At 71.1% G+C, this 23,247-nt stretch carries 20 protein-coding genes; 9 read left to right on the plus strand and 11 right to left on the minus strand.

The window, feature by feature from the left end:
- Window positions 1-126: 126 nt before the first annotated feature.
- Window positions 127-1,989, plus strand: coding sequence for an FAD-binding monooxygenase (locus tag IEW87_RS07215; RefSeq protein ID WP_188712694.1), 1,863 nt, complete (start codon window positions 127-129; stop codon window positions 1,987-1,989).
- A gap of 12 nt (window positions 1,990-2,001) precedes the next feature.
- Here the strand turns inward: IEW87_RS07215 and IEW87_RS07220 are convergent, their stop codons facing one another.
- From IEW87_RS07220 to IEW87_RS07250, 7 genes are read right to left on the minus strand one after another with little or no spacing between them, the layout of a single operon-like run.
- Window positions 2,002-2,709 carry an IclR family transcriptional regulator gene (locus IEW87_RS07220; protein ID WP_188711593.1) on the minus strand — a complete coding sequence of 236 codons (708 nt, stop codon included), beginning with the start codon at window positions 2,707-2,709 and terminating at the stop codon, window positions 2,002-2,004.
- Window positions 2,710-2,751: 42 nt separating this feature from the next.
- Window positions 2,752-3,579: a hypothetical protein gene (locus IEW87_RS07225; protein ID WP_188711594.1), complete on the minus strand. Its 828-nt coding sequence runs from the start codon at window positions 3,577-3,579 to the stop codon at window positions 2,752-2,754.
- Between the two features lie 34 nt (window positions 3,580-3,613).
- The gene (locus IEW87_RS07230) at window positions 3,614-4,756 is read right to left on the minus strand and encodes a mannitol-1-phosphate 5-dehydrogenase (RefSeq protein WP_188711595.1); all 1,143 of its coding nucleotides are present in this window, start codon (window positions 4,754-4,756) and stop codon (window positions 3,614-3,616) included.
- On the minus strand, window positions 4,756-6,759 hold the full coding sequence (locus IEW87_RS07235; protein ID WP_188711596.1) for a PTS mannitol transporter subunit IICBA: 2,004 nt from the start codon (window positions 6,757-6,759) through the stop codon (window positions 4,756-4,758). The genes IEW87_RS07230 and IEW87_RS07235 overlap by 1 nt, the downstream gene beginning before the upstream one ends.
- A gap of 34 nt (window positions 6,760-6,793) precedes the next feature.
- Entirely contained in the window at window positions 6,794-8,443 is a 1,650-nt protein-coding gene (gene ptsP / locus IEW87_RS07240; protein WP_188711597.1) for a phosphoenolpyruvate--protein phosphotransferase, read from the minus strand.
- A gap of 2 nt (window positions 8,444-8,445) precedes the next feature.
- A complete protein-coding gene (locus IEW87_RS07245; protein WP_188711598.1) occupies window positions 8,446-8,712 on the minus strand; it encodes an HPr family phosphocarrier protein in 267 nt (88 codons plus the stop codon).
- Between the two features lie 13 nt (window positions 8,713-8,725).
- A complete protein-coding gene (locus IEW87_RS07250; RefSeq protein WP_188711599.1) occupies window positions 8,726-9,049 on the minus strand; it encodes a PTS sugar transporter subunit IIB in 324 nt (107 codons plus the stop codon).
- Between the two features lie 107 nt (window positions 9,050-9,156).
- Here IEW87_RS07250 and IEW87_RS07255 point away from each other — a divergent pair, with 107 nt between their 5' ends.
- Genes IEW87_RS07255 through IEW87_RS07265 form a run of 3 tightly spaced genes read left to right on the plus strand, consistent with a single transcriptional unit; the run spans window position 9,157 to window position 12,361 of the window.
- On the plus strand, window positions 9,157-11,079 hold the full coding sequence (locus IEW87_RS07255; protein ID WP_188711600.1) for a BglG family transcription antiterminator: 1,923 nt from the start codon (window positions 9,157-9,159) through the stop codon (window positions 11,077-11,079).
- A 59-nt stretch (window positions 11,080-11,138) separates the two neighbouring features.
- Window positions 11,139-11,477, plus strand: a complete 339-nt coding sequence (locus IEW87_RS07260) for a PadR family transcriptional regulator (protein WP_188711601.1) — start codon at window positions 11,139-11,141, stop codon at window positions 11,475-11,477.
- Window positions 11,474-12,361, plus strand: coding sequence for a DUF1700 domain-containing protein (locus IEW87_RS07265; RefSeq protein ID WP_188711602.1), 888 nt, complete (start codon window positions 11,474-11,476; stop codon window positions 12,359-12,361). The genes IEW87_RS07260 and IEW87_RS07265 overlap by 4 nt, the downstream gene beginning before the upstream one ends.
- 14 nt (window positions 12,362-12,375) lie before the next feature.
- On the opposite strand, the gene IEW87_RS07270 is transcribed toward IEW87_RS07265, so the two are convergent.
- Both IEW87_RS07270 and IEW87_RS07275 read right to left on the minus strand, forming a co-directional pair.
- The gene (locus IEW87_RS07270; protein WP_188711603.1) at window positions 12,376-14,031 is read right to left on the minus strand and encodes a phospho-sugar mutase; all 1,656 of its coding nucleotides are present in this window, start codon (window positions 14,029-14,031) and stop codon (window positions 12,376-12,378) included.
- Window positions 14,028-14,858 (minus strand): purine-nucleoside phosphorylase, encoded by an 831-nt coding sequence (locus tag IEW87_RS07275; RefSeq protein WP_188711604.1) that lies wholly within the window; start codon window positions 14,856-14,858, stop codon window positions 14,028-14,030. Before IEW87_RS07275 ends, IEW87_RS07270 begins: the two co-directional genes overlap by 4 nt.
- Before the next feature lie 49 nt (window positions 14,859-14,907).
- On the opposite strand from IEW87_RS07275, the gene IEW87_RS07280 reads away from it, so the two are divergent.
- Window positions 14,908-16,338 carry an NAD(P)H-quinone dehydrogenase gene (locus IEW87_RS07280; RefSeq protein ID WP_188711605.1) on the plus strand — a complete coding sequence of 477 codons (1,431 nt, stop codon included), beginning with the start codon at window positions 14,908-14,910 and terminating at the stop codon, window positions 16,336-16,338.
- 12 nt (window positions 16,339-16,350) lie between these two features.
- On the opposite strand, the gene IEW87_RS07285 is transcribed toward IEW87_RS07280, so the two are convergent.
- Window positions 16,351-18,120, minus strand: coding sequence for an acetyl/propionyl/methylcrotonyl-CoA carboxylase subunit alpha (locus IEW87_RS07285; RefSeq protein WP_188711606.1), 1,770 nt, complete (start codon window positions 18,118-18,120; stop codon window positions 16,351-16,353).
- 78 nt (window positions 18,121-18,198) lie between these two features.
- Window positions 18,199-18,834 (minus strand): Maf family protein, encoded by a 636-nt coding sequence (locus IEW87_RS07290; RefSeq protein ID WP_188711607.1) that lies wholly within the window; start codon window positions 18,832-18,834, stop codon window positions 18,199-18,201.
- 81 nt (window positions 18,835-18,915) lie between these two features.
- Between IEW87_RS07290 and IEW87_RS07295 the strand changes: the two genes are divergently transcribed.
- Genes IEW87_RS07295 through IEW87_RS07310 form a run of 4 tightly spaced genes read left to right on the plus strand, consistent with a single transcriptional unit; the run spans window position 18,916 to window position 23,040 of the window.
- On the plus strand, window positions 18,916-20,139 hold the full coding sequence (locus IEW87_RS07295; protein WP_188711608.1) for a class I SAM-dependent RNA methyltransferase: 1,224 nt from the start codon (window positions 18,916-18,918) through the stop codon (window positions 20,137-20,139).
- 5 nt (window positions 20,140-20,144) lie between these two features.
- The gene (locus IEW87_RS07300) at window positions 20,145-20,798 is read left to right on the plus strand and encodes a response regulator transcription factor (protein WP_188711609.1); all 654 of its coding nucleotides are present in this window, start codon (window positions 20,145-20,147) and stop codon (window positions 20,796-20,798) included.
- A complete protein-coding gene (locus tag IEW87_RS07305; RefSeq protein ID WP_188711610.1) occupies window positions 20,791-22,041 on the plus strand; it encodes a sensor histidine kinase in 1,251 nt (416 codons plus the stop codon). The genes IEW87_RS07300 and IEW87_RS07305 overlap by 8 nt, the downstream gene beginning before the upstream one ends.
- Window positions 22,042-23,040 carry a hypothetical protein gene (locus IEW87_RS07310; protein ID WP_188711611.1) on the plus strand — a complete coding sequence of 333 codons (999 nt, stop codon included), beginning with the start codon at window positions 22,042-22,044 and terminating at the stop codon, window positions 23,038-23,040.
- Window positions 23,041-23,247: the final 207 nt, after the last annotated feature.

Genomic DNA, 23,247 nt, shown 5'->3' on the forward strand with positions numbered 1-23,247 from the left:
CGCCGGTTGTCGCGCGCCCCGAGAGGGCGTACGATAAGGAAGTCACATACAGAACACGGTGTTCGAATATAGAACACACAATTCGATACCGTCGCCACACACGATGACGTGAGGAGCACCCCGCGCATGCAGTTCCACCACCACGGTTACGTATCGGGAGACCCGCGGGTGCAGCCCGCGGCCGGCATCGGACTCGACCGTCCGGCCGAGCTGCCCGACGAGATGGACGTGCTGATCATCGGCACGGGCCCGGCCGGTGTCATCACCGCGGCACAGCTCGCCACGTTCCCTCACGTGCACGCGCGGATCATTGACCGTCGGCCGGGTCGCCTCGAAGTCGGCCAGGCCGACGGCATCCAGGCGCGATCTGTCGAGACGTTCCAAGCGTTCGGGTTCGCCCCACAGATCACGCAGGAAGCGTACTGGATCACGGAGATGGCGTTCTGGCGACCGGACGTCGACAACCCGCGCAACATCGTGCGCGGCGGGCGGGCGATCGACGACGAGCACGGCATCAGCGAGTTCCCGCACCTCATCGTGAACCAGGCGCGCGTGCTCGACTACTTCCTCGCGTTCATGCGCAACGCGCCCTCGCGCATGGAGCCCGACTACGGCTGGGAGTTCGTCTCGCAGCGGCGACTGTCGGGCAGTCACCCCGTCGAGGTGACGCTGCGGCGCACCGCGGGGGACGACGAGGGCGCCGAACGTACGGTGCGCACGAAGTACCTCGTCGGCGCCGACGGCGCCCGCAGCGCTGTCCGGCGTTCGATCGGTCGCGAGCTCACGGGCGCGCAGGCGTTCCATGCCTGGGGCGTGATGGATGTGCTCGCGGAGACGGACTTCCCCGACATCCGCACGAAGTGCGCGATTCAGTCGCACGACGGCGGATCCATCCTGCACATTCCGCGCGAGGGCAACCACCTCTTCCGGATGTACGTCGACCTCGGCGAGGTGGACGAGAACGACGGCGGGCGGGTGCGCGAAACCACGCAGGAACAGGTCGAACAGCGCGCGAACGAGATCATGCACCCGTACACGCTCGAGGTGCGCGACGTCGCATGGCGCAGCGTCTACGAGGTCGGTCACCGCGTCACCGACTCGTTCCACGATGCGGACACCGATCCGCGGGTGTTCATTCTCGGTGACGCGTGCCACACGCACTCCGCCAAGGCGGGCCAGGGCATGAACGTGTCGATGCAGGACGGCTGGAACCTCGCCTGGAAGCTCGCCCACGTGCTCGATGGCCGCGCGGGGGAGGAGCTGCTCGAGACATACTCGGGCGAGCGCCAGCAGATTGCGGTCGACCTGATCGACTTCGACCGCGAATGGTCGACGCTCATGGCGAAGCGCCCGGAGGAGTTCGACGATCCGGCGGAGCTCGAGGATTTCTACGTGCGCACGGCCGAGTTCCCCGCGGGGTTCATGACCGAGTATCAGCCGTCGATGATCACGGGCGACGTGGCACATCAGGAGCTCGCGGCGGGCTTCCCGGTCGGCAAGCGCTTCAAGTCGCACATGGTCACGAGGGTCTGCGACGCGAACCCCGTGCATCTCGGTCACCACGCGACGGCGGATGGCCGGTGGCGCATCTACGTCTTCGCCGACGCGGCCGCGCCTGCTGAGTCGTCGCCGACGCGTGCGCTCGCCGATTGGCTCGCCACGGATCCGGCCTCCCCGCTCGTGCGGTATCGGCCGGAGGGCGCCGATGTCGACGCCTGGTTCGACGTGAAGGTGATCTACCAGCAGCCGCACTCCGCGTTCGACATCACCGACGCGCCCGAGGCGTTCCTCCCGCGCGTGGGGCCGTTCCAGGTGCGCGACTACGAGCGGATCTACGCGGCGCGATCGGGCGAGGATATCTTCGAGGGGCGCGGCGTCTCGCGCGAGGGGGCGGTCGTGATCGTGCGGCCCGACCAGTACGTCTCGCAGGTGCTGCCGCTCGGCAGCACGGCGGACATCGCGGCGCATTTCGACCGCATCATGGGCTGAGGCAGCTCGCGCTCACCGGCCGAGCGCCGATGAGATCGCCGCCGAGGCCCGGTCGAGGGCCTCGGCGATCTCGGCGGCCGGGCGCGGCAGCGTGATGTGGATCGCGGCGAGAGAGGCGGGCGGCTGTCCCGGCAGCTCGAGCGGCACGGAGACGGCGTGCAACGACGGCACGACCTCGCTCTCGCTGAGCGCGTAGCCGCGGCGCGCGCTCTCGGCGATCTCGTCGCGCAGGTGGTCCGGGACCGTGGTGGGCCAGTCGGCGGCGTCGAGCCCCATCAGAATCGCCTTGCCGGGCCCGCCGCGCGTGATGGGATGACGGTGGCCGGGGCGATAGGAGATGGTGATCTCGCTGCGTGGCGAGGCGCTGGTGAGAGTGACGGCCTCGTCGCCGTCCACGAGCACCGCGATGAGGCAGGTCATCCCGAGCGTGTCCGCGGCCTCGGCGAGGTGCGGATAGGCCGCCTGCTGGAGATCGCGTGACACGGCATACGCGAGCGTGGCGAGACCTGCCGCCAGCCGCACGCGACCCGCGTCGTCGCGCGAGACGAGCCCGTGATGCTCGAGCGTGCGCAGCAGCCGGTAGGCGACGGATCGGTGCAGCCCCAGCGCGGCCGACAGCTCATCGATCGACAAGGGTCGGTCGGCATCGGCGAGTGTCTCGAGCATGCGGATGCCGCGACTCAGTGTCTGGGATCCGCCGACTGGCGACTCGGACGTCATGCCCCGATCCTCCCACGCGACGGCGCGCGCACGCCGCGGCGGCTACGGCAGGTCGTCGAGCTCGAAACCGCAGGCGGCCCCGAGCTGCGTCGCCGCGCGCTGGGCCGCGCTCTGGGCGGCAGACGCGTCGTCGGCGGAGCGCGCCTCCGCCAGATCCTCGTACGCGTCGGCGAGATCGTCGAGCGGCTCGCTCACCTCGTCCGTCGACATCTGGTCGGCGAGCGAGTCGAAGAGCGCACCGAGGTCGCTCGGGCCGCTCGCGGCCCCCGGGCCCGCGGCGAGAAGCGCATCGCAGTCAGCCTGCACGTCCGGATCCGCCGATCCCTCGGGGAGGGTCCAGCCGTCCTCGGGATCCGTCGGCACGAGGTCGCCGAACTCGTCGATGATCGTCGTCGTGTAGGTGAAGATGCCCGCGACCGCCACGACGATCGCCGCGGCGATGCCGAGCACGCTGCCCGCGAGCGAGACGGCCAGCGCGGCGATGCTGATGCCCAGGGCAGCGGCCTTCTTCGCGAGCGCGACGATCGACATCACGAGGCCCGCGATGAGGAACGCCCAGCCGATGAAGGAGAGGAAACCGGTCACGCGTCCGGCCTCGGGTATGAAGCTGAGGAAGCCGAGGCAGACGACGAGCGTTCCGATGATCGCGCTGACGAGGGCGAGCACAGGAAGCGTCTTGCCGGGGCGCGGCTTCTGGGGTGCGGGCGTGACCTGCGCCGCGGGGCCGCCAGCCGGAGGCACGGGGCCGCCCGGCTGCGGATACCCGCCCTGTTGCGGATATCCGGCCTGCTGCGGAAGGGGCGCCGTCGGTGCGGCGGCCGGGGGAACCTGGTGCGCGGGCGGGCCGTACGGAGGCTGCGGGGTGCTCATGACGACATTCTCTCCTGCTTCGCCCGGAACCTCCTCAGCGCGTATGGCCCGCGACCACGTCGCGCACCGCCGCGTACAGCGGGTGCGACGGATCCAGGCCCGTCACGTCCGCCGTGAACGCGTCGGCGCTCTGCGCCGCGAGCTTCGCCCGCAGCTGGGCGGCCTGCTCGTCGTCCGGGTCATCGAACGCGAGGGCCGCGTCGATCGCATCCAGCAGCCCGTCGACGGCGAGGCCGCGCTCGGCGGCTTCCGCGGCGGGGCCGACGAAGCGCTCGTGCCGCGACAGCTTGCGCAGCGGCTGGCGGCCGACGCGGCCCACCGTGTCCGGCAGGGCGGGATTCTTGAAGCGCTGGAGGATCGTCGCTCGGTAGGCCGCGAGTTCCTCGTCGGCGAAACCGTGCTTGTGGGCGAGCACCGCGCTGGTCTCCTCGATCGCGCGGGCCACCTTCTGCTCGATGCCCGGATCCGCGAGGGCGTCCGCGATCCGCTCGTAGCCGGCCCGCGCGCCGTGGTAGGCGGTGGCGGCGTGGCCCGTGTTCACGGTGAACAGCTTTCGCTCGATGTACGGGCCGAGCTCGTCGACGAAGTGCGCGCCGGGGATCGTCGGCGGCGCCTGGTCGAACGGGGCGCGCTCGATCGCCCACTCGAAGAATGGCTCGACGGTCACGTCGATCCCCGCTCCCTCCGGCTGGCCGGGGACGATGCGGTCGACCGCGGTGTTCGCGAAGACGGCACGCGGGGAGAGCTCTCCCCATTCCTCGCCCGCAACCTCCGTGATGTGCCCGCGCAGCTGATCGGTCGCGCCGATCGCGTTCTCGCACGCCATCACCTGAACGGGGGCGGCATCCGCGTCCCGAGCACGGATCCCCGCGAGCACGTGCGGTGCGATGAACTTCAGCACCGTGGGGCCGACCGCGCACGTGACGACGTCGGCGTCCGCGATCTCGCGTGCGACGCGCTCCGGATCCTCGGCGCTGTTCACGGCCGAGAACCCGGACACGACGATGTCGCGTCCGCCGTCGCCGACCTCGTGCACCGTGTAGGAGTCTGCCTCCTCGAGCGCGGCGACGAGGTCGGCGGCGACGTCTGAGAACACGATCTCGTATCCGCCCTCGGCCAGCAGGGCGCCGACGAAGCCGCGCCCGATGTTGCCGGCGCCGAAGTGCACGGCCTTCATCAGGCCAGTCCGTCCTGGAGCAGGCGGTACAGCTCCTCCGGCGAGGAGGCCTGCTTCAGCTGCTCGACCGCGTCCTCGTCGCCGAACTGCACGGCGACCGACTGCAGGATCTCGAGATGAGCGTCGCCCTGGCCGGCAATGCCGACGACGAACGTCGCGGTGTCGCCGTCGCCCCAGTCGACCCCGCCGTCGTAGCGGACGACCGACAGCGCGGTGCCGAGGACGGCGTCCTTGGCGGCGTCGGTGCCGTGGGGGATCGCGAGGCCGTTGCCCATGAAGGTGGACACGGTCTCCTCGCGGTCCTTCATCGCCTGGGCGTAGTCGCCCGTGACGGCCCCGGCGCCCTCGAGGATGCCCGCCGCCTCGGCGAGCGCCTCGTCGCGCGTGACGGATCCGGCATGGATCCGCACGTACTCGGGCTTGAGGACATCGGAGCCGCCGGAGCTGTCGTCCGCGACGTCGGGAGCCGGCGCTGCCTCCGTCTCCTCCGCGGGAACGTCGCCGTCCTCGCGCTGGCGGCGCACCATCTCGACGACCTCGTCGTATTCGGGGGCGTCGAGGAAGCCGCCCACCGAGACGTGGATCGCGCCGGGCTCGTTCTGTCGCGCCCTGTCGGTGAGCTGCGCCTGGGTGATGACGAGGTCGGCGGATCCGTCGAGGTTCGCGATCGACTTGTTCGTCACGGTGACGTCGGTGATGCCGGCCGCCTTGAACTTCTTGCGGAGCACGCCCGCGCCCATGGCGGAGGATCCCATGCCCGCGTCGCACGCGAAGATGACCTTCTCGATCGTCTTCGTGGCGGTAGTCGTGGCCCCGGCGACGAGGCCGGACAGCGCCGCGGAGTCCTTGCCCTTGTTCTTCGCGGTCTGTGCGACGGCCTGGGAGAACTTGTCGCCCGCGGCGAGGTCGCGCTTTCGGCTGGCGCGGAGGATGACGGCGGCGATCACGAACGTCACGGCCGCGGAGGCGACGACGGCGAGGATCACACCGACGTAGTCGCCGCCCGCCGTCTGGATCATCACCGCGATGATCGACCCCGGCGCGGCGGGTGCGCGCAGGCCGGTGTCGAACAGGACGTTGACGCCGACGCCGGTCATCCCGCCCGCGACCACCGCGAGCAGCAGCGACGGCTTCATCAGCACGTACGGGAAGTAGACCTCGTGGATGCCGCCGAAGAAGTGGATGATCGCGGCGCCGGGGGCGGATCCCTTCGCGGCACCGACGCCGAAGAACGTAAACGCGAGCAGCAGGCCAAGACCGACGCCGGGGTTGGCTTCGAGCAGGAAGAGGATCGATTTGCCGTGCTCGTCGAGTTCGCCGATCCCTAGCGGTGTCAGCACGCCGTGGTTGATCGCGTTGTTGAGGAAGAACACCTTCGCCGGCTCGATGATGATGCTGGTGAGGGGCAGCAGTCCGTTCTCGACGAGGAATCCCACGGCGTTGCTGAGGACCCCCGTGAGCCAGTTCACGACGGGCGCGAGGACATAGAAGGCGAAGATCGCGGCGAGGAAGCCGAAGATGCCGGCCGAGAACATCGACACGAGCATCTCGAAGCCCGCCTTGACCTTGCCTTCCCACAGGGTGTCGAGCTTCTTCATGATCCATGCGGCGAGCGGACCCATGATCATCGCGCCGAGGAACATGTGGATCTGGGGGAGGCCGCCGTCTCCCGTCTCGTTGGCGACCGCGACGAGCAGGTCGCTTCCCACGATCGCGCCCATCGTCGCGATGACGCCGACGACCCCGCCGCGCTTGTCGTAGATCATGAACCCGCCGGTGTAGGCGATGATCAGCGGCAGCAGATAGTGGATCATCGGGCCGACGATCGTCTCCAGGTCGGCGTTCGGCGTCCACCCCTTCTCGATGAAGAACGCGGTGAACAGGCCCCACGCGACGAGCGCGGGAATGTTGGGCATGACCATGCCCGACATGAAGGATCCGACCTTCTGGATCAGCACCCGGAACCCGCCGGGCGCCTTGGTCTCTGCTGTCTGCGTTGACATGATGTGACTGCTTTCTGGGAAGGGGAGAGTGAGGTCAGGCGGCCGCGCGAGCGGCGGCCTTCGCGGCGTCGGCGTTCGATGCGGCCGTGGCGGCCTCCGCGAGGCGCCGGGCGTCCTCGAGGGTGTACTTCTTCAGTTCGGCGCGCACGTCGGCGAGCGCCGACGGCGACATCGAGAGCGTGTCGACGCCGAGCCCGACGAGCACGACGGCGAGCAGCGGATCCGCGGCGGCCTCGCCGCAGACGCCGACCGGCTTGCCGTTCGCGGCGCCGCCGTCGGCCACCATCTTGATCAGCCGCAGCACGCCCGGGTGCCAGGGGCTCTGCAGGTGCGCGACGGATCCGAGCAGGCGATCGGCGGCCATCGTGTACTGCACGAGGTCGTTCGTGCCGATCGACGCGAAGTCGGTCTGTCGCAGGATGTCCTCCGCGAGCAGCGCGCTCGAGGGAACCTCCACCATGACGCCCGCGGTCTTCAGGCCCAGCTCCTTGGCGAGCGACGTGAAGTACTCGGCCTCGTCGACGGTCGCGACCATCGGCGCCATGACCCAGAGGTCGGCGTCCGTCTCCGCGTCGGCGTGCGCGAGCGCGGTGAGCTGGTCGCGGAGGATCTGCTCGCGATACGCGAGGGCGCGGATCCCGCGGCGGCCGAGCGCCGGATTCTCCTCGTCGTCGTCCGTCAGGAAGGGGAGCGGCTTGTCGGCGCCCGCGTCGAGCACGCGCACGACGACCTTCTTCCCGGCGAACGACCCGAGCAGCTGCCGGTAGCTCTCCTGCTGGTCGGCGACCGACGGTGCCTCGTCGCTCGAGAGGAACAGGAACTCGGTGCGGAACAGTCCGACGCCCTCGGCGCCGAGCTCGATGGCCTCGGCGGCTCCGTCGGCGGATCCGAGGTTCGCGAGCAGGGGCACCTCGGTCCCGTCGGCGAGCGCGCCGGGAGTAATCGGGGCATTCCGTGCGGCCTCGCGGTCGGCGGCGCGCTGTTCGGCCTCCGCGATCTGCGCGTCCGACGGATCCACGATGACGAGGTCCTGCGCCGCGTCGACGATGACGATCTGGCCGTCAGTGAGGTCGGCCTCGGCGGCGCCCACGACCGCGACGATGCCCTTCTCGCGAGCGAGGATCGCGGTATGCGAGGTCGGGCCGCCCTCGATCGTGACGACGGCGAGCACCTGGTCGAGGTCGAGCAGGGCGGTGTCGGCCGGCGCGAGGTCGGTCGCGACGAGCACGAACGGGTGCCCGGGCTCTGGCACCCCGGGGGCGGGGACGCCGCGGAGGTGCGCGATGATGCGCTGCGCGACGTCCGCAAGGTCGGCCGCGCGCTCGCCGAGATAGCCGCCGATCTCCTTCAGTTGCTCGGCGAACTCGGCGAAGGCGGCGTAGACGGCGTGTTCGCCCGTGGCGCCGCCGTCGATGCGGGCCGAGACGAGCTCTTCGAGCGTCGGATCCTCGGCCATCATCGCCTGCGCCTCGAGCACGTCGCGGGCGGACCCTCCCGCGCGCTCGCCGCGGTCGTTCAGCTCTGCCGCAACGGCCGAGACCGCGTCGGCGACGGCCGTCTTCTCCTCGTCGGGCGTCCGCGTCGACGGCGCGTCGCTCGGCGGTTCGAGGGCCGCCGCCATCACGGCGACGGGGCCGGAGGCGTTGCCCAGCCCGACGCCGGTTCCGCGAATCTCGGCCGACATGATCAGGCGTCCTGGTCGGACTCGAGCATGGCCGTCAGCTCGTCGAGCACGGCGTCTTCGCCGTCGCCGGAGACGGACAGCGTCACCTCGTCGCCCGTGTTGGCGCCGAGCGAGATGACGCCGAGGATGCTCGCCGCGTTGACGGGCTTGCCGTCGCCCTTGGCAACCGTCACGTCGAGGCCGGAGTTCTTCGCGGCCTCGGCGAAGAGCTTCGCGGGACGCGCGTGCAGACCGTGGGAGGAGGCGATGGTGACGGTGCGAGTAGCCATGATGTGTTTCCTTTCAGCGGGGCCCGCCGGCGGTGGCGGATCCGGGGTCGGTCACGAGTGCGAGGGTGCGTGCCCCGTCGCGGTCGGCGGCGATGTCGGCGGGCAGGTCGACGACGCGCACGCCGTGCTCGCGCGCTCGCGCGCGGACGGCGCGCGCCGCGTCTCCGAGGTGGGCGCCGAGGAGCAACGCGTCGGCAAAGGCGAGGTCCGCGGCGAGCGCAGAGACGGGGATCGCGGACGCGTCGATCTCGAGGCCGGCAACCGTGGCGGCGCGGGACAGCCGGGTGGCCACGAACGTGCTCGAGGCGCCTGCGCCGCACACCACGATGATCTTCATCGACCCACTTCTCCTCGTTTCCCCCCATCCTGGGGTGTCTGCTCGCCCGTGGCAATGGAGGGCGCTTTCCGCTCCCTGCGGAAAACGACGTCTGGTTGACTGGGGCCGTGACGATCAAGCGGCAGACGCGGGTGCTCGGGATCCTGTTGCGCCGCTCGGACTGGGTCACGGCCGGCTACCTCGCGGATTCGTTGGGCGTGACCGCGCGCAGCGTACGGTCGTACGTCACGGCGATCAATCGGCGCGCTCCCGAAGCGATCGAATCGGGGCCGCAGGGGTACCGCGCGACCGAGCGCGCGCAGACGGTCGAGCTCGCCGAGTTGGATCCCGATCGAGGCACGCCGCGCGAGCGCACGCACGCGCTCGTGCGCCGCCTGCTTGAGACGCCCGATGGTGTCGACGTGTTCGACGCCGCGCTCGAGATGCACGTGTCCCGCGACACGGTCGAGTCCGACCTGCGCCGGGTGCGCAGCATGCTTCGGGGGACGGAGCTGTCGTTCGCGCGCGAGGCCGCGGTCGTCCGGGTGACAGGAACCGAGCTGGCGCGGCGGCGGCTGGTGAGTCGTCTCGTCCACGAGGAGCTGGACGAGGGATCCGTCGACGTCGACGCCCTGCGCCGCGCGGCGGGCCATCTGGGGCTCGACACCGCGTCGTTCACCGCGGTCGGCCATGACCTGCGCGACGCGCTGCGGGAACTCGATCATGCCACCAACGAGCTCGCCGTCTTCGACGTCGTGCTGCACATCGCCATTGCCGCGGATCGCGTCGCCCGCGGTCACGCTCTGGCTCGCGCTGACGCGAGCGCGAACGAGACGGAGGATGGCGTGGCGACGGCGATCGGTCGCATCGCGCGCGAGAGGTTCGGTGTCGAGCTCCGGTCCGGAGACCTCGCCCACCTCGCGTCGCTCGTGATGCTCTCCGTCGTCGACCCGGTCGAGACGCCCAGTGCACACGGCGTGGACGAGCGGGTCGGCGCCGCGGTGCGCGCCGCCGTCGGTCGCGCGGCGGAGACCTATGGGCTGCGCTTCGCGCAGGAGCAGTTCGCGTCGCGTCTCGCGCTGCACGTGCAGAACCTCGTGCTCCGGGCGGCGGAGGAGCTGTGGTCGCGCAACCCGATGACGCGGTCGCTCAAGGCGGCCTCGCCCATGCTGTTCGACGTGGCGGTATCGATCGCGGGTGACCTGTCTCAGGCGCTCGGGATCGCGATTCCCGACGATGAGATCGCCGACATCGCGATGCACGTCGGTGCGGCCCTCGAGTTCGATCGTCAGCGTTCGGCAGCGCTGTCTGCGGCGCTCGTCAGCCCCGGGCTCGAGCAGATGAGAAGGCGGCTCGCGGCCGAGATCGCGCGCGCGGCCGGGCACGAGGTCGAGATCACCGAGACGTCGACGAGCTACGACCCGGACTGGGCCGCGTTCGCCACCGACCTTGTGCTGACGACGGTCGATCCGCCGGCGACCGTGCGGGGCGGATCCGACCGCGTCGTCAGGATCGCGCCGTTCCTCTCGGACCGCGACGCCGACCGGATCGCCGACGCCGCGAACCGCGTGCGTCGCGCTCGGCGCTTGAGCGGCCTGCGCGAGGAGATGGCCCGCTGGTTCCTTCCCGGGGCATTCGTGCGCGACGTCGGCGAGGCGACCCCGGCCGAGATCATCCGCCGACTCGGCGCGCCACTCATCGCGGAGGGCATCATCGACGAGTCGTACATCGACAGCGCGATCGAGCGCGAAGCGCTCTCCTCGACCGCCTTCACGGAGTCGCTCGCCGTGCCGCACGCGATGACGATGTCGGCCCGCCGCACGGCGATCGCCGTCGCCGTCAGCGAGACCGCTGTGCCGTGGGGATCCGACCGCGTGCACGTGATCGCGCTGGCCGCGTTCTCCGAGAGCGACCGGCCCGCGTTCCAGACGGTCTTCGAGCAGTTCGTGGAGGTGTTCGCGGATCCGGCGAACGCGCGCCGCATCACGCGCCGCGCGACCGATCGCGACAGCTTCCTCACGGAGCTCGCCACGCTCATCGACGAGGGCTGACGACGCGCCGCGACTGATCTTGTTATGCAAGCCTTGCTACGCAAGGTAAAGTTCCGGACATGGACGAGGAACGCGTTCGCATCGCAACGAACATCCGCAAGGGCGTGCTCGAGTTCTGCGTGCTCGCGCTGCTCGCGCGCCGCGACATGTACGGTCTCGAGCTCGCGGACGAGCTCGTGGCGCGTGATCTCACCGCCAGCGAGGGCAGCCTGTACCCGCTCCTCGCTCGCATGCAGCAGGCGGGGGTGGTGGCGAGCCGGCACGAGGCGCCCGCGGGCTCGCGTCCTCGCAAGTACTACGCGATCACCGACGACGGCACGGCGCAGCTGGCGACCTTCGCCGACGTCTGGGGTCGCATCTCACGTCAGGTCGACGACACCCTCGGGGAGACAGCATGAACGCCATTCAGGACCGCGCCGCGAACCGGTTCCTCACGCAGCTCGATCGCGAGCTCGGGATCCTGCCGGCCGCGCAGCGGCACGGGATCGGCGAGGACGTCGAATCGCACATCCTCGACGCGCTCGAGCGGGGGCGTGACATCGACGCGATTCTCGCTGGCCTCGGCACACCGCGCGAGGTGGCGAGACAGTATGCCGACCAGCTCGGCGTCGACCAGGGTGCACGCCCGGACGACCGGGCGACGAGATGGCTCGCGATCGCGACCGTCGCTGTCGGCGCGCTCTCTGCGGCGCTGATGCCCTTCATCGCGGACGGGGAGCTCGGGCGAGGCGCCGTCGCGCTCGGGGTGGAGGTGCTGCTGTTCGCGCTGCCGATCCTGCTCGGCGCGCTCCCGCTCGTCGTGTTGCGGCCCTGGGGCTACCTCGCCGCCGTCGTGGCCGCCATCGTGACGACCGGGTTCGTCGCCGTCGGGCTGGGGTGGCAGGGCAACCTCATCATGTTCATGCCGCTGATGTTCGTGACCTGGGCCGCCGTCATCGTGCCGCCCGTCGCACGCCGCGGCGCGTCGGGCGCGCGCATCACCCTGCGCATTCTCGGCGGCTGCCTTGTCGCGTTCCCCGGACTCTTCGGCGTCGCCGGCGGCATCGGCGGGACGGTCGATCTGACGGTGGCCGTCGTGATCATCGGCATCGTCACCCTCGCCGCGGGCGCGCTGTTCGCGTGCGGCGTGCGCGCCGGTTACGTCATCGTCGCCCTCGGGGGCGTCGTGGTGCTGGTGACCAGCCTGTTCGACCCGGGCCTGCTGTTCCTGGTCTTCTGGAGCACGGGCGGACTCTGGATCGCGCTCGGCGTCGGCGCGCTCGCCGGGGCGCGCCGACGCTGAGCCCGTGCCCGCTCTCAGGCCAGGAGGGCGTGTGCCGCCTGCTCCAACGCCGCGAGGCGTGCGCGGGCGATGGCGGGCGTGTCGCCCGTCACGTCGAGGTAGGCCTTGAGCTTCGGCTCGGTACCGCTCGGCCGGAAGATCACCCGCGAACCGTCCGCGAGGCCGAACCGCAGGATGTCGCCCCCGGGCCCTCCGTCGCGCGGCGTCATCAGGTCGTCGACCCGCTCGACCGCGACGTCGCCGAACGTCGTCGGGGGCTCCGCGCGCAACCGCGCCATCGCGGTGGTGATCACGGCGACGTCCTCGACACGGATCGAGACCTGCCCGCTCGCGTAGTGGCCGATCTCCGACGCGAGGTCGTCGAGCAGGTCCGCGAGCGTGCGTCCCTCGGCGCGTGCCTCGGCGGCCAGACCCAGCACGGCAACGGCGGCCGAGATGCCGTCCTTGTCGCGCACCGTCTCGGGGTTCACCAGGTAGCCGAGCGCCTCCTCGTACCCGAACACCATGCCGGGTGCGCGCGAGATCCACTTGAACCCCGTCAGCGTCTCGTGCCAGTCGAGGCCGTAGCGTCGCGCGATCGCCCCCAGGCCGGGGGACGAGACGAGCGAGCAGGCGAGAGACGGCGCACCGTCCGAGGCCCCCGCGGTGCGCGCGACGGCGCGCGCAGCGCGGGCACCGAGCAGCAGCCCGATGTCGTTGCCCGTGAGGCGCCGCCAGCCGTCGGTGGTGGGAATCGCGATGGCGACGCGGTCGGCGTCCGGGTCGTTCGCGATGACGAACTCGGCGTCGATGCGCTCGGCGGTCGCGTACGACAGGTCCATCGCGCCCGGTTCCTCCGGGTTCGGGAACGCCACCGTCGGGAACGTGCCGTCTGGCGCGATCTGTTCCGCCACCACCTCGGGCGCGGGATAGCCGGCCGCCGTGACGACCGCGCGGACCGTCTCCCACCCGACGCCGTGCATCGCGGTGTAGACCCAGCGCATGCCCGCGGCACCCGCCGGAGCGGGCTGCACCTCGGCGGTGCGGCGAACGTATTCGTCAAAGACGGCATCGTCCGCGATCGCGTAGCCATCGGATCGCGGCAGCTCGGCGATGGATCCGCCGTCGGCGACCCCCTGGATGCTCGCGGCGATCTCCGCGTCGGTGGGCGAGACGATCTGTGCGCCCTCGTCGGCGCCGCCGAGATAGACCTTGTAGCCGTTGTCGGCTGGTGGGTTGTGGCTCGCTGTGACCATGACGCCCGCGTCGGCGCCGAGGTGCCGCACGGCGAACGCGAGCACCGGCGTAGGCAGCATGCGGGGGAGGAGGACCGCATTCACGCCCGCGCCGGCGAGCAGCTCCGCGGAGTCGCGGGCGAACACATCGGAGTTCCGGCGGCCGTCATAGCCGATAACGACGGTCGGGGCGGATCCGTCGGAACGGTCGACGAGGAAGCGCGCAAGCCCGGCGGCGGCCTGCGCCACGAGCACGCGATTCATCCGCATGGGGCCGGCGCCGAGCGCGCCGCGCAGTCCCGCGGTGCCGAACTGCAGGCGCCCCGTGAACCGGTCGGCGAGATCGGCGTTCGCCTCCGCGTCGCCGCGCTCGGCCCGCTCGACGAGCACTGTCAGCTCCGCACGCGTATCGGGATCCGGATCCTGCGCGAGCCACGCGCGGGCGGCCGCGATCATCGAATCTTTCCGATCACGTCCGCGAGCAGCCGTGAGATGCGTCCCTCGGCGCTGCGCCCGGCCTCGATGACCTCTTCGTGGCTGAGCGGGGTCGGCGAGATGCCGGCCGCGAGGTTCGTGATGAGCGAGAATCCGAGCACCTCGAGCCCAGCCTGGCGCGCCGCGATCGCCTCGAGCGCCGTCGACATGCCGACGATGTCGCCGCCGAGCGCTTCCACCATCCGCACCTCCGCAGGCGTCTCGTACTGGGGCCCGCGGAACTGCGCGTAGACGCCCTCGTCGAGGCTCGGATCCACCTCGCGCGCGATCTCGCGCAGACGCGACGAGTACAGGTCGGTCATGTCGATGAACGTCGCGCCCTCGAGCGGCGTGTCGGCCGTGAGATTGAGGTGGTCGCTGATGAGCACCGGCTGGCCGGCGCTCCAGGTGTCCTTGATGCCGCCGGCGCCATTGGTCAGCACCATCACACGCGCTCCGGCCGCCGCCGCGGTGCGCACGCTGTGCACGACGCGGCGCACGCCGTGCCCCTCGTAGTAATGAGTCCGGGCGCCGATCACGAGCACGTATCGACCGTCGTCCATTCGCACGCTGCGGAGAGTGCCGACGTGTCCCTCGAGTGCGGGCTTCGTGAAGCCCGTCACCTCGGTGGCGGCGATCTGGGCGACGGTTTCGCCGATCAGTTCGGCGGCGTGTCCCCAGCCGCTGCCGAGCGTGACGGCGATGTCGTGTCGCTCGACGCCGGTCAGGCGGGCGATGTCGGCGGCGGCGGTACGGGCGACCTCGAACGGATCTGCGGCGAGGTCGAGAGGGTGCGACGGATCAGTCATGGAGACACGATAGCGCCGCTGTCTGGGCCAGGGTGACACAATGGGGCCCATGAGTTTCGACTTCGAACGCAGCCAGAGGATCGCGATCATCGGCGGCGGGCCGGGGGGATACGAGGCGGCGCTCGCGGGAGCGCAGCTGGGCGCCGACGTGACCCTCGTCGAGAGCACCGGCGTCGGCGGTTCCGCCGTGCTGACCGACGTCGTGCCGTCGAAGACGCTGATCGCGACCGCCGACGCGGCGCGCGCGATCGAGGACGCCGGCGATCTGGGCGTGCAGTTCTACGCGCGCGGCGACTCCGGTAAACCGCTCAAGCCGGAAGTGGCGATCAACCTGCTGGCCATCAACAAGCGCACGCTCGCTCTCGCGGGGCAGCAGTCCGAAGACATGCGCGAGCGCCTCCTCGACGCCGGCGTGACCATCATCTCTGGCCACGGCCGGCTGGAGGGCGACGACGCGGTCATCGTCTCGACCGGCCCCGACGGCACCGACTTCGACCGGCTGGAGGCCGACACCATCATCGTGTCGGTCGGCGCGTCGCCGCGCGAGCTGCCGGGCGCGATGCCCGACGGCGACCGCATCCTCACCTGGAAGCAGATGTACAACATGTCGGCGCTGCCCGAGCACCTCGTGGTGGTCGGTTCCGGCGTCACCGGGGCCGAGTTCGCCTCGGCGTACATGAACCTCGGCGCGAAGGTGACGCTCGTCTCGAGCCGCGAGCAGGTGCTCCCCGGTGAGGACCCCGATGCCGCGAAGGTGCTCGAGAAGGTGTTCACGCGCGGGGGCATGACGCTCCTCGCGAAGTCACGCGCCGAGACGGTGGAGAACACCGGATCCGGCGTGGTCGTCACGCTCACGGACGGCTCGACCATCGAGGGCTCCCACTGCCTCATGGCCGTGGGCGGCGTCCCCAACACGTCAGGCCTCGGCCTGGCGGAGGCGGGCGTGCAGCTCGAGAAGTCGGGTCACATCAGCGTCAACAAGGTCGGTCGCACCTCGGTGTCGAACATCTACGCGACGGGCGACTGCACGAACCTGGTGCCGCTCGCGTCGGTGTCCTCGATGCTCGGCCGCACGGCCGTCTTCCACGCGATGGGCGACGCGGTGATCCCATTCGCCGAGCACAAGATCGCCGCCAACATCTTCACGTCGCCCGAGATCGCCACGGTCGGCTGGACCTCCGACGCGGAGCACGCGATCCAGTGCAAGCTCGATCTCGAGGAGAACCCGCGCGCCAAGATGATGGGCGTGCGCGACGGCTTCGTGAAGCTCTTCGCCCGCCGCCTGTCCGGCACGGTCGTCGGCGGTGTCGTGGTCGCCCCGAAGGCGAGCGAGCTCATCTTCCCGATCGCCATGGCGGTCGAGCGTCGTCTCACGGTCGATCAGGTCGCGCGCGTGTTCACGGCCTACCCGTCGCTGTCCGGGTCCATCACCGACGCCGCGCGCTCGATGCACGGACTCGGCGTCCGCGTCGAGGAGTGACGCCGGCGCGGCTCAGACGATCTGCAGCAGCTGGTGCCCTGCGCTCACGGTCTGACCGACCGGCGCGCTGATCGACGCGACGCGCCCATCCTTGTGCGCGTGCAGGGGCTGTTCCATCTTCATCGCCTCGAGGACGACGACCAGGTCGCCCGCGACGACGTCCTGACCGTCGTCGACCGCGATCTTCACGACGGTCGCCTGCATCGGCGAGGTGACGGCGTGACCGGAGGCTCCGCTCGGGACGCCGGATGCATGGTGGCTGCGACGCGACGGCGGCACGTTCGCCGGTCGTCCTCGCGAGGCGGCCGGCTGCGTGACGCGCTCCGGCAGGCTGACCTCGACGCGCTTGCCGCCGACCTCGACGACCACGGTATGGCGCTCGGGGGCGGGCTCGGCCTGGTGCAGCTCGCCGTCCCACGGCGCGATCTCGCCCGCGAACTCCGTCTCGATCCAGCGCGTATACACGCCGAATTCTCCGTCCGACGCCGCGAACGCGGGATCGCGAACGACCGCCCGGTGGAAGGGGATCACCGTCGGCAGGCCGCTGACCTCGAACTCGTCGAGGGCGCGGCGTGCGCGATCGAGCGCCTCCGCGCGGTCGCTGCCCGTCACGATGAGCTTGGCGAGCATCGAATCGAAGGCGCCGCCGATCTCGTCGCCGGCCGTGACGCCGCTGTCGACGCGGACACCGGGGCCGCCGGGGACCTTGAACGTGTGGATGGGGCCGGGCTGGGGGAGGAATCCGCGACCGGCGTCCTCGCCGTTGATGCGGAACTCGATCGAATGGCCCTCCGGCACGGGGTCGCCGTACTCGAGGAGGCCGCCCGCGGCGATCCGGAACTGCTCCCGGACGAGGTCGATGCCGGTCACTTCCTCGCTCACGGGGTGCTCGACCTGCAGCCGCGTGTTCACCTCGAGGAAGGAGATCGTGCCGTCTGCGCCCACGAGGAACTCACACGTTCCCGCGCCGACGTAGCCGACATCCTTCAGGATCGCCTTCGACGCGTCGTACAGGATCCGGTTCTGCTCCTCGGACAGGAACGGCGCGGGCGCCTCCTCGACGAGCTTCTGGTGGCGGCGCTGCAGCGAGCAGTCGCGCGTCGAGACGACGACGACGTTTCCGTTCGCGTCGGCGAGGCACTGCGTCTCGACGTGGCGCGGCCGGTCGAGGTACTTCTCGACGAAGCACTCGCCGCGGCCGAATGCCGCGACCGCTTCGCGCGTCGCGGATTCGAACAGCTCGGCGACCTCATCGAACTCGCGCGCGACCTTCAGTCCGCGCCCGCCGCCGCCGTAGGCCGCCTTGATGGCGATGGGCAGTCCGTGCTCCTCGGCGAAGGCGATGACCTCGTCCGCGCCCGCGACGGGACCCGGCGTGCCAGGGGCGAGCGGCGCGCCCACCTTCTCGGCCACGTGGCGTGCGGTCACCTTGTCGCCGAGCGCCTCGATGGCCTCAGGACCGGGGCCGATCCAGACGAGGCCGGCGTCGGTGACGGCGCGCGCGAAGTCGGCGTTCTCCGCCAGGAACCCGTATCCGGGGTGCACGGCGTCAGCACCGGACCGCCGCGCGACCGACAGGATCTTGTCCATGGCGAGGTACGTCTCGGCGCTCGTTGCGCCCCCGAGAGCGTACGCCTCGTCGGCGAGTCGGGAGTGGAGGGCATCTCGGTCCTGGTCGGCGTAGACGGCGACCGATCCGATTCCGGAGTCGCGGGCCGCGCGGATAATGCGGACGGCGATCTCTCCACGGTTTGCGATGAGCACCTTGCGGATTGCGGGCATGGATTCGAGCCTATCCAGCGGGGGCCGTGGAGATTTGATTGACCTCCACAACATGCCCGGCGTTTCGTGTGCGATTGGCTACGAGGCCGTCGTGGCCCAGAGGGAGGTCCATTCGATGCCGAGGTCGCGCACGAGTCGGCGCACGGTCGACAGCGACATACCGACCACCGTCGAGGGATCCCCGTCGACGCGCTCGATGAAGGCTCCTCCGAGGCTGTCCACGGTGAACGCGCCGGCGACCGACAAGGGCTCGCCCGTCGCGACGTACGCGGCGATCTCCTCGTCGGTCACGTCCGAGGCGAACGTCACGTCCGCCTGCGAAACGGCGTCGGCGCGGGTCAGCCGCCCGTCCGCGATCCGGATGACGCTCTGGCCCGAATGGAGTGTGCCGGTCATGCCCCGCATCTGCCGCCAGCGGTCGGTGGCGCGCTCGGGAGTGTGCGGCTTGCCGTAGACGTGTCCGTCGAGCTCGAACATCGAGTCTCCGCCGATGACAATGCCCTCGAAGCCCTCACGTGCCAGTCGTGACGCGACCTCGTCGGCCTTGTGCGTGGCCAGCAGCAGAACGTGCTCCGCCGGCGACAGTTCGCGCTCGAGGGCGGCGATCACCGCGTCCTCGTCGACGTCGGGGGCCTCGAGGCGTGGTTCGATTCCCACCTGCCGCAGGAGCATGAGCCGGGCGGGGGACGTCGACGCGAGACACACCTGGAGCATGCCCCCAGTCTCGGGTACAGCTCCTGCTCAGGGCAACGAACGTGCCGGAGACACGCGGGCACGGCGTGGGAAGATGGCGGGATGCAGACGGGGGATGTACTCGAACTCGAGGTGTCGGGCGTCGCGCACGGCGGCGTCTTCGTCTCGCGACATGGGGAGAGCGGCCTCGTCGTCTTCACGCCGGACGCGCTGCCCGGCGAGCGAATCCGTGCGCGCGTGACGGACGTGCGCCGCTCGTTCGCCCGCGCCGAGACGCTCGACGTGCTGGACGCGTCGGAGGATCGCATCCCGCATGTGTGGCGCGAGGCCGACGTCTCGCGGCCGCCAGCGGCGCGTCCCGGCGGCGCCGATTTCGGGCACGTCGCGCTCGCAGCCCAGCGCGAGCTCAAGCGCCGCGTGATCGAGGAAGCGTTTGACCGGTTCGCGGGCGGCGCCGTGTCGACTCTCGTCGAGCCCGCCGGATCCGACGAGACCGCGGACGGCACCCGGTGGCGCACCCGCGTCGGCCTGCATGTCGACGCGGACGGGCGGGTCGGGCCGTTCGCGGCCCGCAGTCACGATGTCATCGATGTCGCCGATTACCCGCTCGCCACGGCCGAGGTCGCCGACGCGGCCCTCGCGCTCGGCCGGGAGCAGCCGGGGCGGATCGATCTCGTCCAGCCCGCCGATGGGAGGGTGCGGATCCTGCGCCGCCCGGATGCCCGCGCCCGGCGCCGCGAGCGGTCCGAGGTCGTGACCGAGCGCGTCGCCGATCGCGCCTTCCGCGTCGACGCGGGCGGGTTCTGGCAGGTGCATCGTGGCGCCGCGACGGTTCTCGACGCCGCCGTGCGCGACGCCCTCGCGAGCCTTCCGGTGGAGCCCGGCGCCCACCACCTCGACCTCTACGGTGGCGTCGGACTGTTCTCAGCGGCGCTCGCCGGACATGGCGAGAAGGCCCGCGTCACGACGGTCGAGTCGGCGTCGACCGCCACGCGCCACGCGCGGGAGAACCTCGCCGATCTGCCAGTCCGCGCCGTCACCGCGCGGGTCGAGCGGTTCGTCGCCGGGCTCGAGCCTGACGACGACCTGACCCGCGGCATCGCGCTGCTTGATCCGCCTCGAGCGGGCGCGGGAGAACGCGTCGTGCACGCCATCGCGCAGCTGTCACCGCGGGCCGTCGTCTACGTCGCCTGTGATCCGGTCGCCCTCGCGCGCGACGTCGGAATCTTCCGTCGATTCGGGTACGACATCGACGTGCTGCGCGCCTTCGATCTGTTCCCGAACTCGCATCACGTGGAGGCCGTCGCCGTTCTGTCGATATCCTGATCGACATGACCACGGTCGCGCTCATCGACGATCACGAATCCGTGCGCCTCGGGCTGCACGCCGTGCTCGTCGACGACGGTGCCTCGATCGTGTTCAGCGGATCCACGGTGGGCGAGTACCGGCGCAGCCTGCGCGACGCGAACGCGGTGCCCGCCGACATCGTCCTGCTCGACCTGACGCTCGGCGACGGCACGACGGTCGCCGAGAACGTCTCGAGCCTCGCGGGGGAATCGGCCGTCATCGTCCACTCGGTCGCCGATCGCCCGGCCAGCGTGCGAGAGGCGCTCGCCACGGGCGCTGTGGGCGTCGTCAGCAAGGCGTCGCCCCTGGGGGAGGTCGTCCAGGCGGTGCGCACGGTCGCGGCGGGGGAACCGCTCGACAACGTCGAATGGGCGGCCGTCGTCGAGAGCGACCGGGCCTTCGCAGACGCACAGCTGTCGACCCGCGAGCGTGAGGTGCTCCGGCTCTACGCCGCGGGGCTGCCGCTGAAGGCGGTCGCCGACCGGCTCGGCATCGCGTTCTCGACGGCCAAGGAGAACATCGCGCGGATCCGTGGCAAGTACGTCGGGGTCGGGCGGCCCGCGCCCACCAAGGTTGATCTTCTGCGGCGCGCGATCGAGGACGGCATCATGTCGTCTCCGGACACGCATCGTGCCTGACAGCCTGATGCCGAGCGCCTCCGCCGCGACGATCGATCGCGCGTGGGGTGAGCTCTCGCGGCGCCCGGTGCCGCCGAGCGCGCCGCACGGCTACACCGGACGGCGCATCGAGCGCGCCATCCAGGTGATCGTCGCCGTGGGAACCGCCGTCATCGGCACGCAGGCGGCGATCTTCACGCTGCACGATCCGACCGTCGGTGCGACGTGGTGGCCGATGATCGCCACGGTCTTCGCCGTGCTCGCGTGGATGGTTCTCGCCTGCCTGCTGGGGCGCGCGCCCCGGCTCGCCAGCGGCGGGTTCGCGTGCGTGTTCACTGCGTCGCTCGTCGTGTGGTTCGTGCAGGCCGAGATCGCGGACGTCACACCCGCCGCAGAGCCGTGGCCGTACTACCTCCTCGGAGTCGCTCCGGTCGGGGCGATCATCGCGTTCCCGGTCGCGGCGCAGCTGGCGTTCGCGATCGGCGTGCCGACGCTGTTCGCCACGGCGCGCCTCGTGCACGGCGGCGGCGCACCGGCGTTCTGGGAGCAGGTGCTCTACGACGTGTCGATCGCCCTGCTGCTCGGCGTCGTCTATGTGGTCGTGGCCTGGGCGCTGCGCGGCATCGCGGCCAGTGTCGACGCGGCGCGGGCGGAAGCGGTGACGGCATACTCGGACGCGACAGGCCTCGAATCCGCCGAGCGCGAGCGCGTCGAGGTCGCCTCGCTCATGCACGACAGCGTTCTCGCGGCGCTCATCGCGGCGGCGCGGGCGCGGACGGACCGCGAGCGCGAGCTCGCGGTGACGATGGCGCGGGACGCGCTCGGACGGCTCGCCAACGCGGATGACGAGATGGTCGTCGGGACGAATCAGCCGGTGACGGTCGCGCGGCTCACGCACGAGCTGCGGGAATCGGTCGCCCAGCTCGGCGCCGACATCCACATCGCGCTCCCGGATCGCGCTCGCGACGAATTGCCTGCGCGCGCCGCGCGCGCCCTCGTGCTCGCTGCCACGCAGGCGGTGGCGAACGCGCTCGAACACGCGGCGGGCGCCGGTCTCGCGGTCGAGGTCGCGACGCTTGAACCGGGCGTCCGGATCGACGTGCGAGACGCCGGCGACGGGTTCGACGTCGACGCGATCAACGCCGACCGGCTCGGCATCCGTGGGTCGATCATCGCGCGCGTGGCCGCGGCGGGTGCGCGCGCCGAGATCGACTCGTCGCGCGCCGGCACCCACGTCTCGCTCATCTACCGGGAGGCGTCCTAGATGCGGGCGCGCACCGTCTTATCGCTGCTTGCCGCCGTGCTCGCGGCATACTTCGCGATCCGCGGCGCCATCGCGCCGGACGCTCAGACGGCGCTGGTCGTGCGGGTGGGCGCCGTGGCGATCTTTGTCGCCGCCACGACCCTGGCGCTCCTGGTGCCCGGACGCGCCGCTGCGGACACGTCTCACCCGGCGCGGATGCCCCGATGGGCCGCCATGGCCGCGAGTGCGGCCGCGACAACGCTCCCCGTGATCGCGACAGCGGGAATGGCCGGGACCGATGCGGCGTCGGCGCCGAACGCGACGTGGTTCGTGGGAGCCGGCGGCGTTGTGTTCACGATCGTCTGCGCGCGCCGCCGACCGATCGCGGCGTGGGCGGGCATCGCCGTGTTCTCCGTTGCGACGACGGTCGTGGTCGGGAGCATCGCGACGGGTTTCGTCGCAGGACTGCTCGGATCCCTGCTCTGGGTCGCGGTCGCTCAGCTCGTCGTGCTGTTCACCGATCAGGCGTACCGCGACACGGTGCGCCTCGCCACGATCCAGCAGGAGTCCGCGTCGTGGCGTCGTGCGCAGGAGTCGCGCGGTCGCGAGCGCCGGGAGCGCGTGCGCGTCGCGCTCGCGGTCGCCGGGCCGGTGCTCACCCGCGTCATCGAGGCTGCGGGGCATCTGACAGACCGGGAACGGGCGGACGCGGTGATCGCTGAGGCGACGCTGCGCGACGAACTCCGGGCGGCCCGCCTCCTCGACGCGCGCGTGCGCGCCGCGCTCCAGGAGCGACGGCGAGACGGAAGCACGGTGACCCTGTTCGACGAGGGCGGGCTCGATGACCTCGAGCCTGCGGCGGTCGGCCGCGTGCGAGAGCAGCTGGCGGCGACGCTGTCCGGCACCCGCGCGGCGCAGATCATCGTGCGCACGTCGCGGCTCGAAGACACCGCCGTGACGGTCGCGGGGCGCACCGAGGACGGCGACGTGGATCTCTGGACGGAGATCCCGCGCGGGTGACGAGCCCCGACAAGAAAAGACCCGGGGCGGAGAGCCCGCCCCGGGTCAACTACGCAGTGCGGTCACCCGAAAACCGATTCTGCGAGCCGTTCTCGTGCGCCTACCCTGTAGCGGACGAGACGGCGAGCGCGATCGCTCGAAACTCACGCTAGTTGTCGGCGGGCAGCCGCGGCAGTCGGCTCTTTGGGGGACAAGCCGCGGACGCCA

This window comes from Microbacterium faecale, from assembly GCF_014640975.1.
GTDB classification, from domain to species: Bacteria; Actinomycetota; Actinomycetes; order Actinomycetales; family Microbacteriaceae; genus Microbacterium; species Microbacterium faecale.

What these genes read in the sequence shown, in the direction of transcription:
- IEW87_RS07225 (WP_188711594.1), bottom strand. Translation starts at nt 3,579, where the DNA reads ATGAGCACCCCGCAGCCTCCGTACGGCCCGCCCGCGCACCAGGTTCCC.
- IEW87_RS07300 (WP_188711609.1), top strand. Translation starts at nt 20,145, where the DNA reads ATGACCACGGTCGCGCTCATCGACGATCACGAATCCGTGCGCCTCGGG.
- IEW87_RS07310 (WP_188711611.1), top strand. Translation starts at nt 22,042, where the DNA reads ATGCGGGCGCGCACCGTCTTATCGCTGCTTGCCGCCGTGCTCGCGGCA.
- IEW87_RS07245 (WP_188711598.1), bottom strand. Translation starts at nt 8,712, where the DNA reads ATGGCTACTCGCACCGTCACCATCGCCTCCTCCCACGGTCTGCACGCG.
- IEW87_RS07275 (WP_188711604.1), bottom strand. Translation starts at nt 14,858, where the DNA reads ATGACTGATCCGTCGCACCCTCTCGACCTCGCCGCAGATCCGTTCGAG.
- IEW87_RS07230 (WP_188711595.1), bottom strand. Translation starts at nt 4,756, where the DNA reads ATGAAGGCCGTGCACTTCGGCGCCGGCAACATCGGGCGCGGCTTCGTC.
- IEW87_RS07260 (WP_188711601.1), top strand. Translation starts at nt 11,139, where the DNA reads ATGGACGAGGAACGCGTTCGCATCGCAACGAACATCCGCAAGGGCGTG.
- IEW87_RS07290 (WP_188711607.1), bottom strand. Translation starts at nt 18,834, where the DNA reads ATGCTCCAGGTGTGTCTCGCGTCGACGTCCCCCGCCCGGCTCATGCTC.
- IEW87_RS07220 (WP_188711593.1), bottom strand. Translation starts at nt 2,709, where the DNA reads ATGACGTCCGAGTCGCCAGTCGGCGGATCCCAGACACTGAGTCGCGGC.
- IEW87_RS07295 (WP_188711608.1), top strand. Translation starts at nt 18,916, where the DNA reads ATGCAGACGGGGGATGTACTCGAACTCGAGGTGTCGGGCGTCGCGCAC.
- IEW87_RS07280 (WP_188711605.1), top strand. Translation starts at nt 14,908, where the DNA reads ATGAGTTTCGACTTCGAACGCAGCCAGAGGATCGCGATCATCGGCGGC.
- ptsP (WP_188711597.1), bottom strand. Translation starts at nt 8,443, where the DNA reads ATGTCGGCCGAGATTCGCGGAACCGGCGTCGGGCTGGGCAACGCCTCC.
- IEW87_RS07265 (WP_188711602.1), top strand. Translation starts at nt 11,474, where the DNA reads ATGAACGCCATTCAGGACCGCGCCGCGAACCGGTTCCTCACGCAGCTC.
- IEW87_RS07285 (WP_188711606.1), bottom strand. Translation starts at nt 18,120, where the DNA reads ATGCCCGCAATCCGCAAGGTGCTCATCGCAAACCGTGGAGAGATCGCC.
- IEW87_RS07215 (WP_188712694.1), top strand. Translation starts at nt 127, where the DNA reads ATGCAGTTCCACCACCACGGTTACGTATCGGGAGACCCGCGGGTGCAG.
- IEW87_RS07270 (WP_188711603.1), bottom strand. Translation starts at nt 14,031, where the DNA reads ATGATCGCGGCCGCCCGCGCGTGGCTCGCGCAGGATCCGGATCCCGAT.
- IEW87_RS07235 (WP_188711596.1), bottom strand. Translation starts at nt 6,759, where the DNA reads ATGTCAACGCAGACAGCAGAGACCAAGGCGCCCGGCGGGTTCCGGGTG.
- IEW87_RS07250 (WP_188711599.1), bottom strand. Translation starts at nt 9,049, where the DNA reads ATGAAGATCATCGTGGTGTGCGGCGCAGGCGCCTCGAGCACGTTCGTG.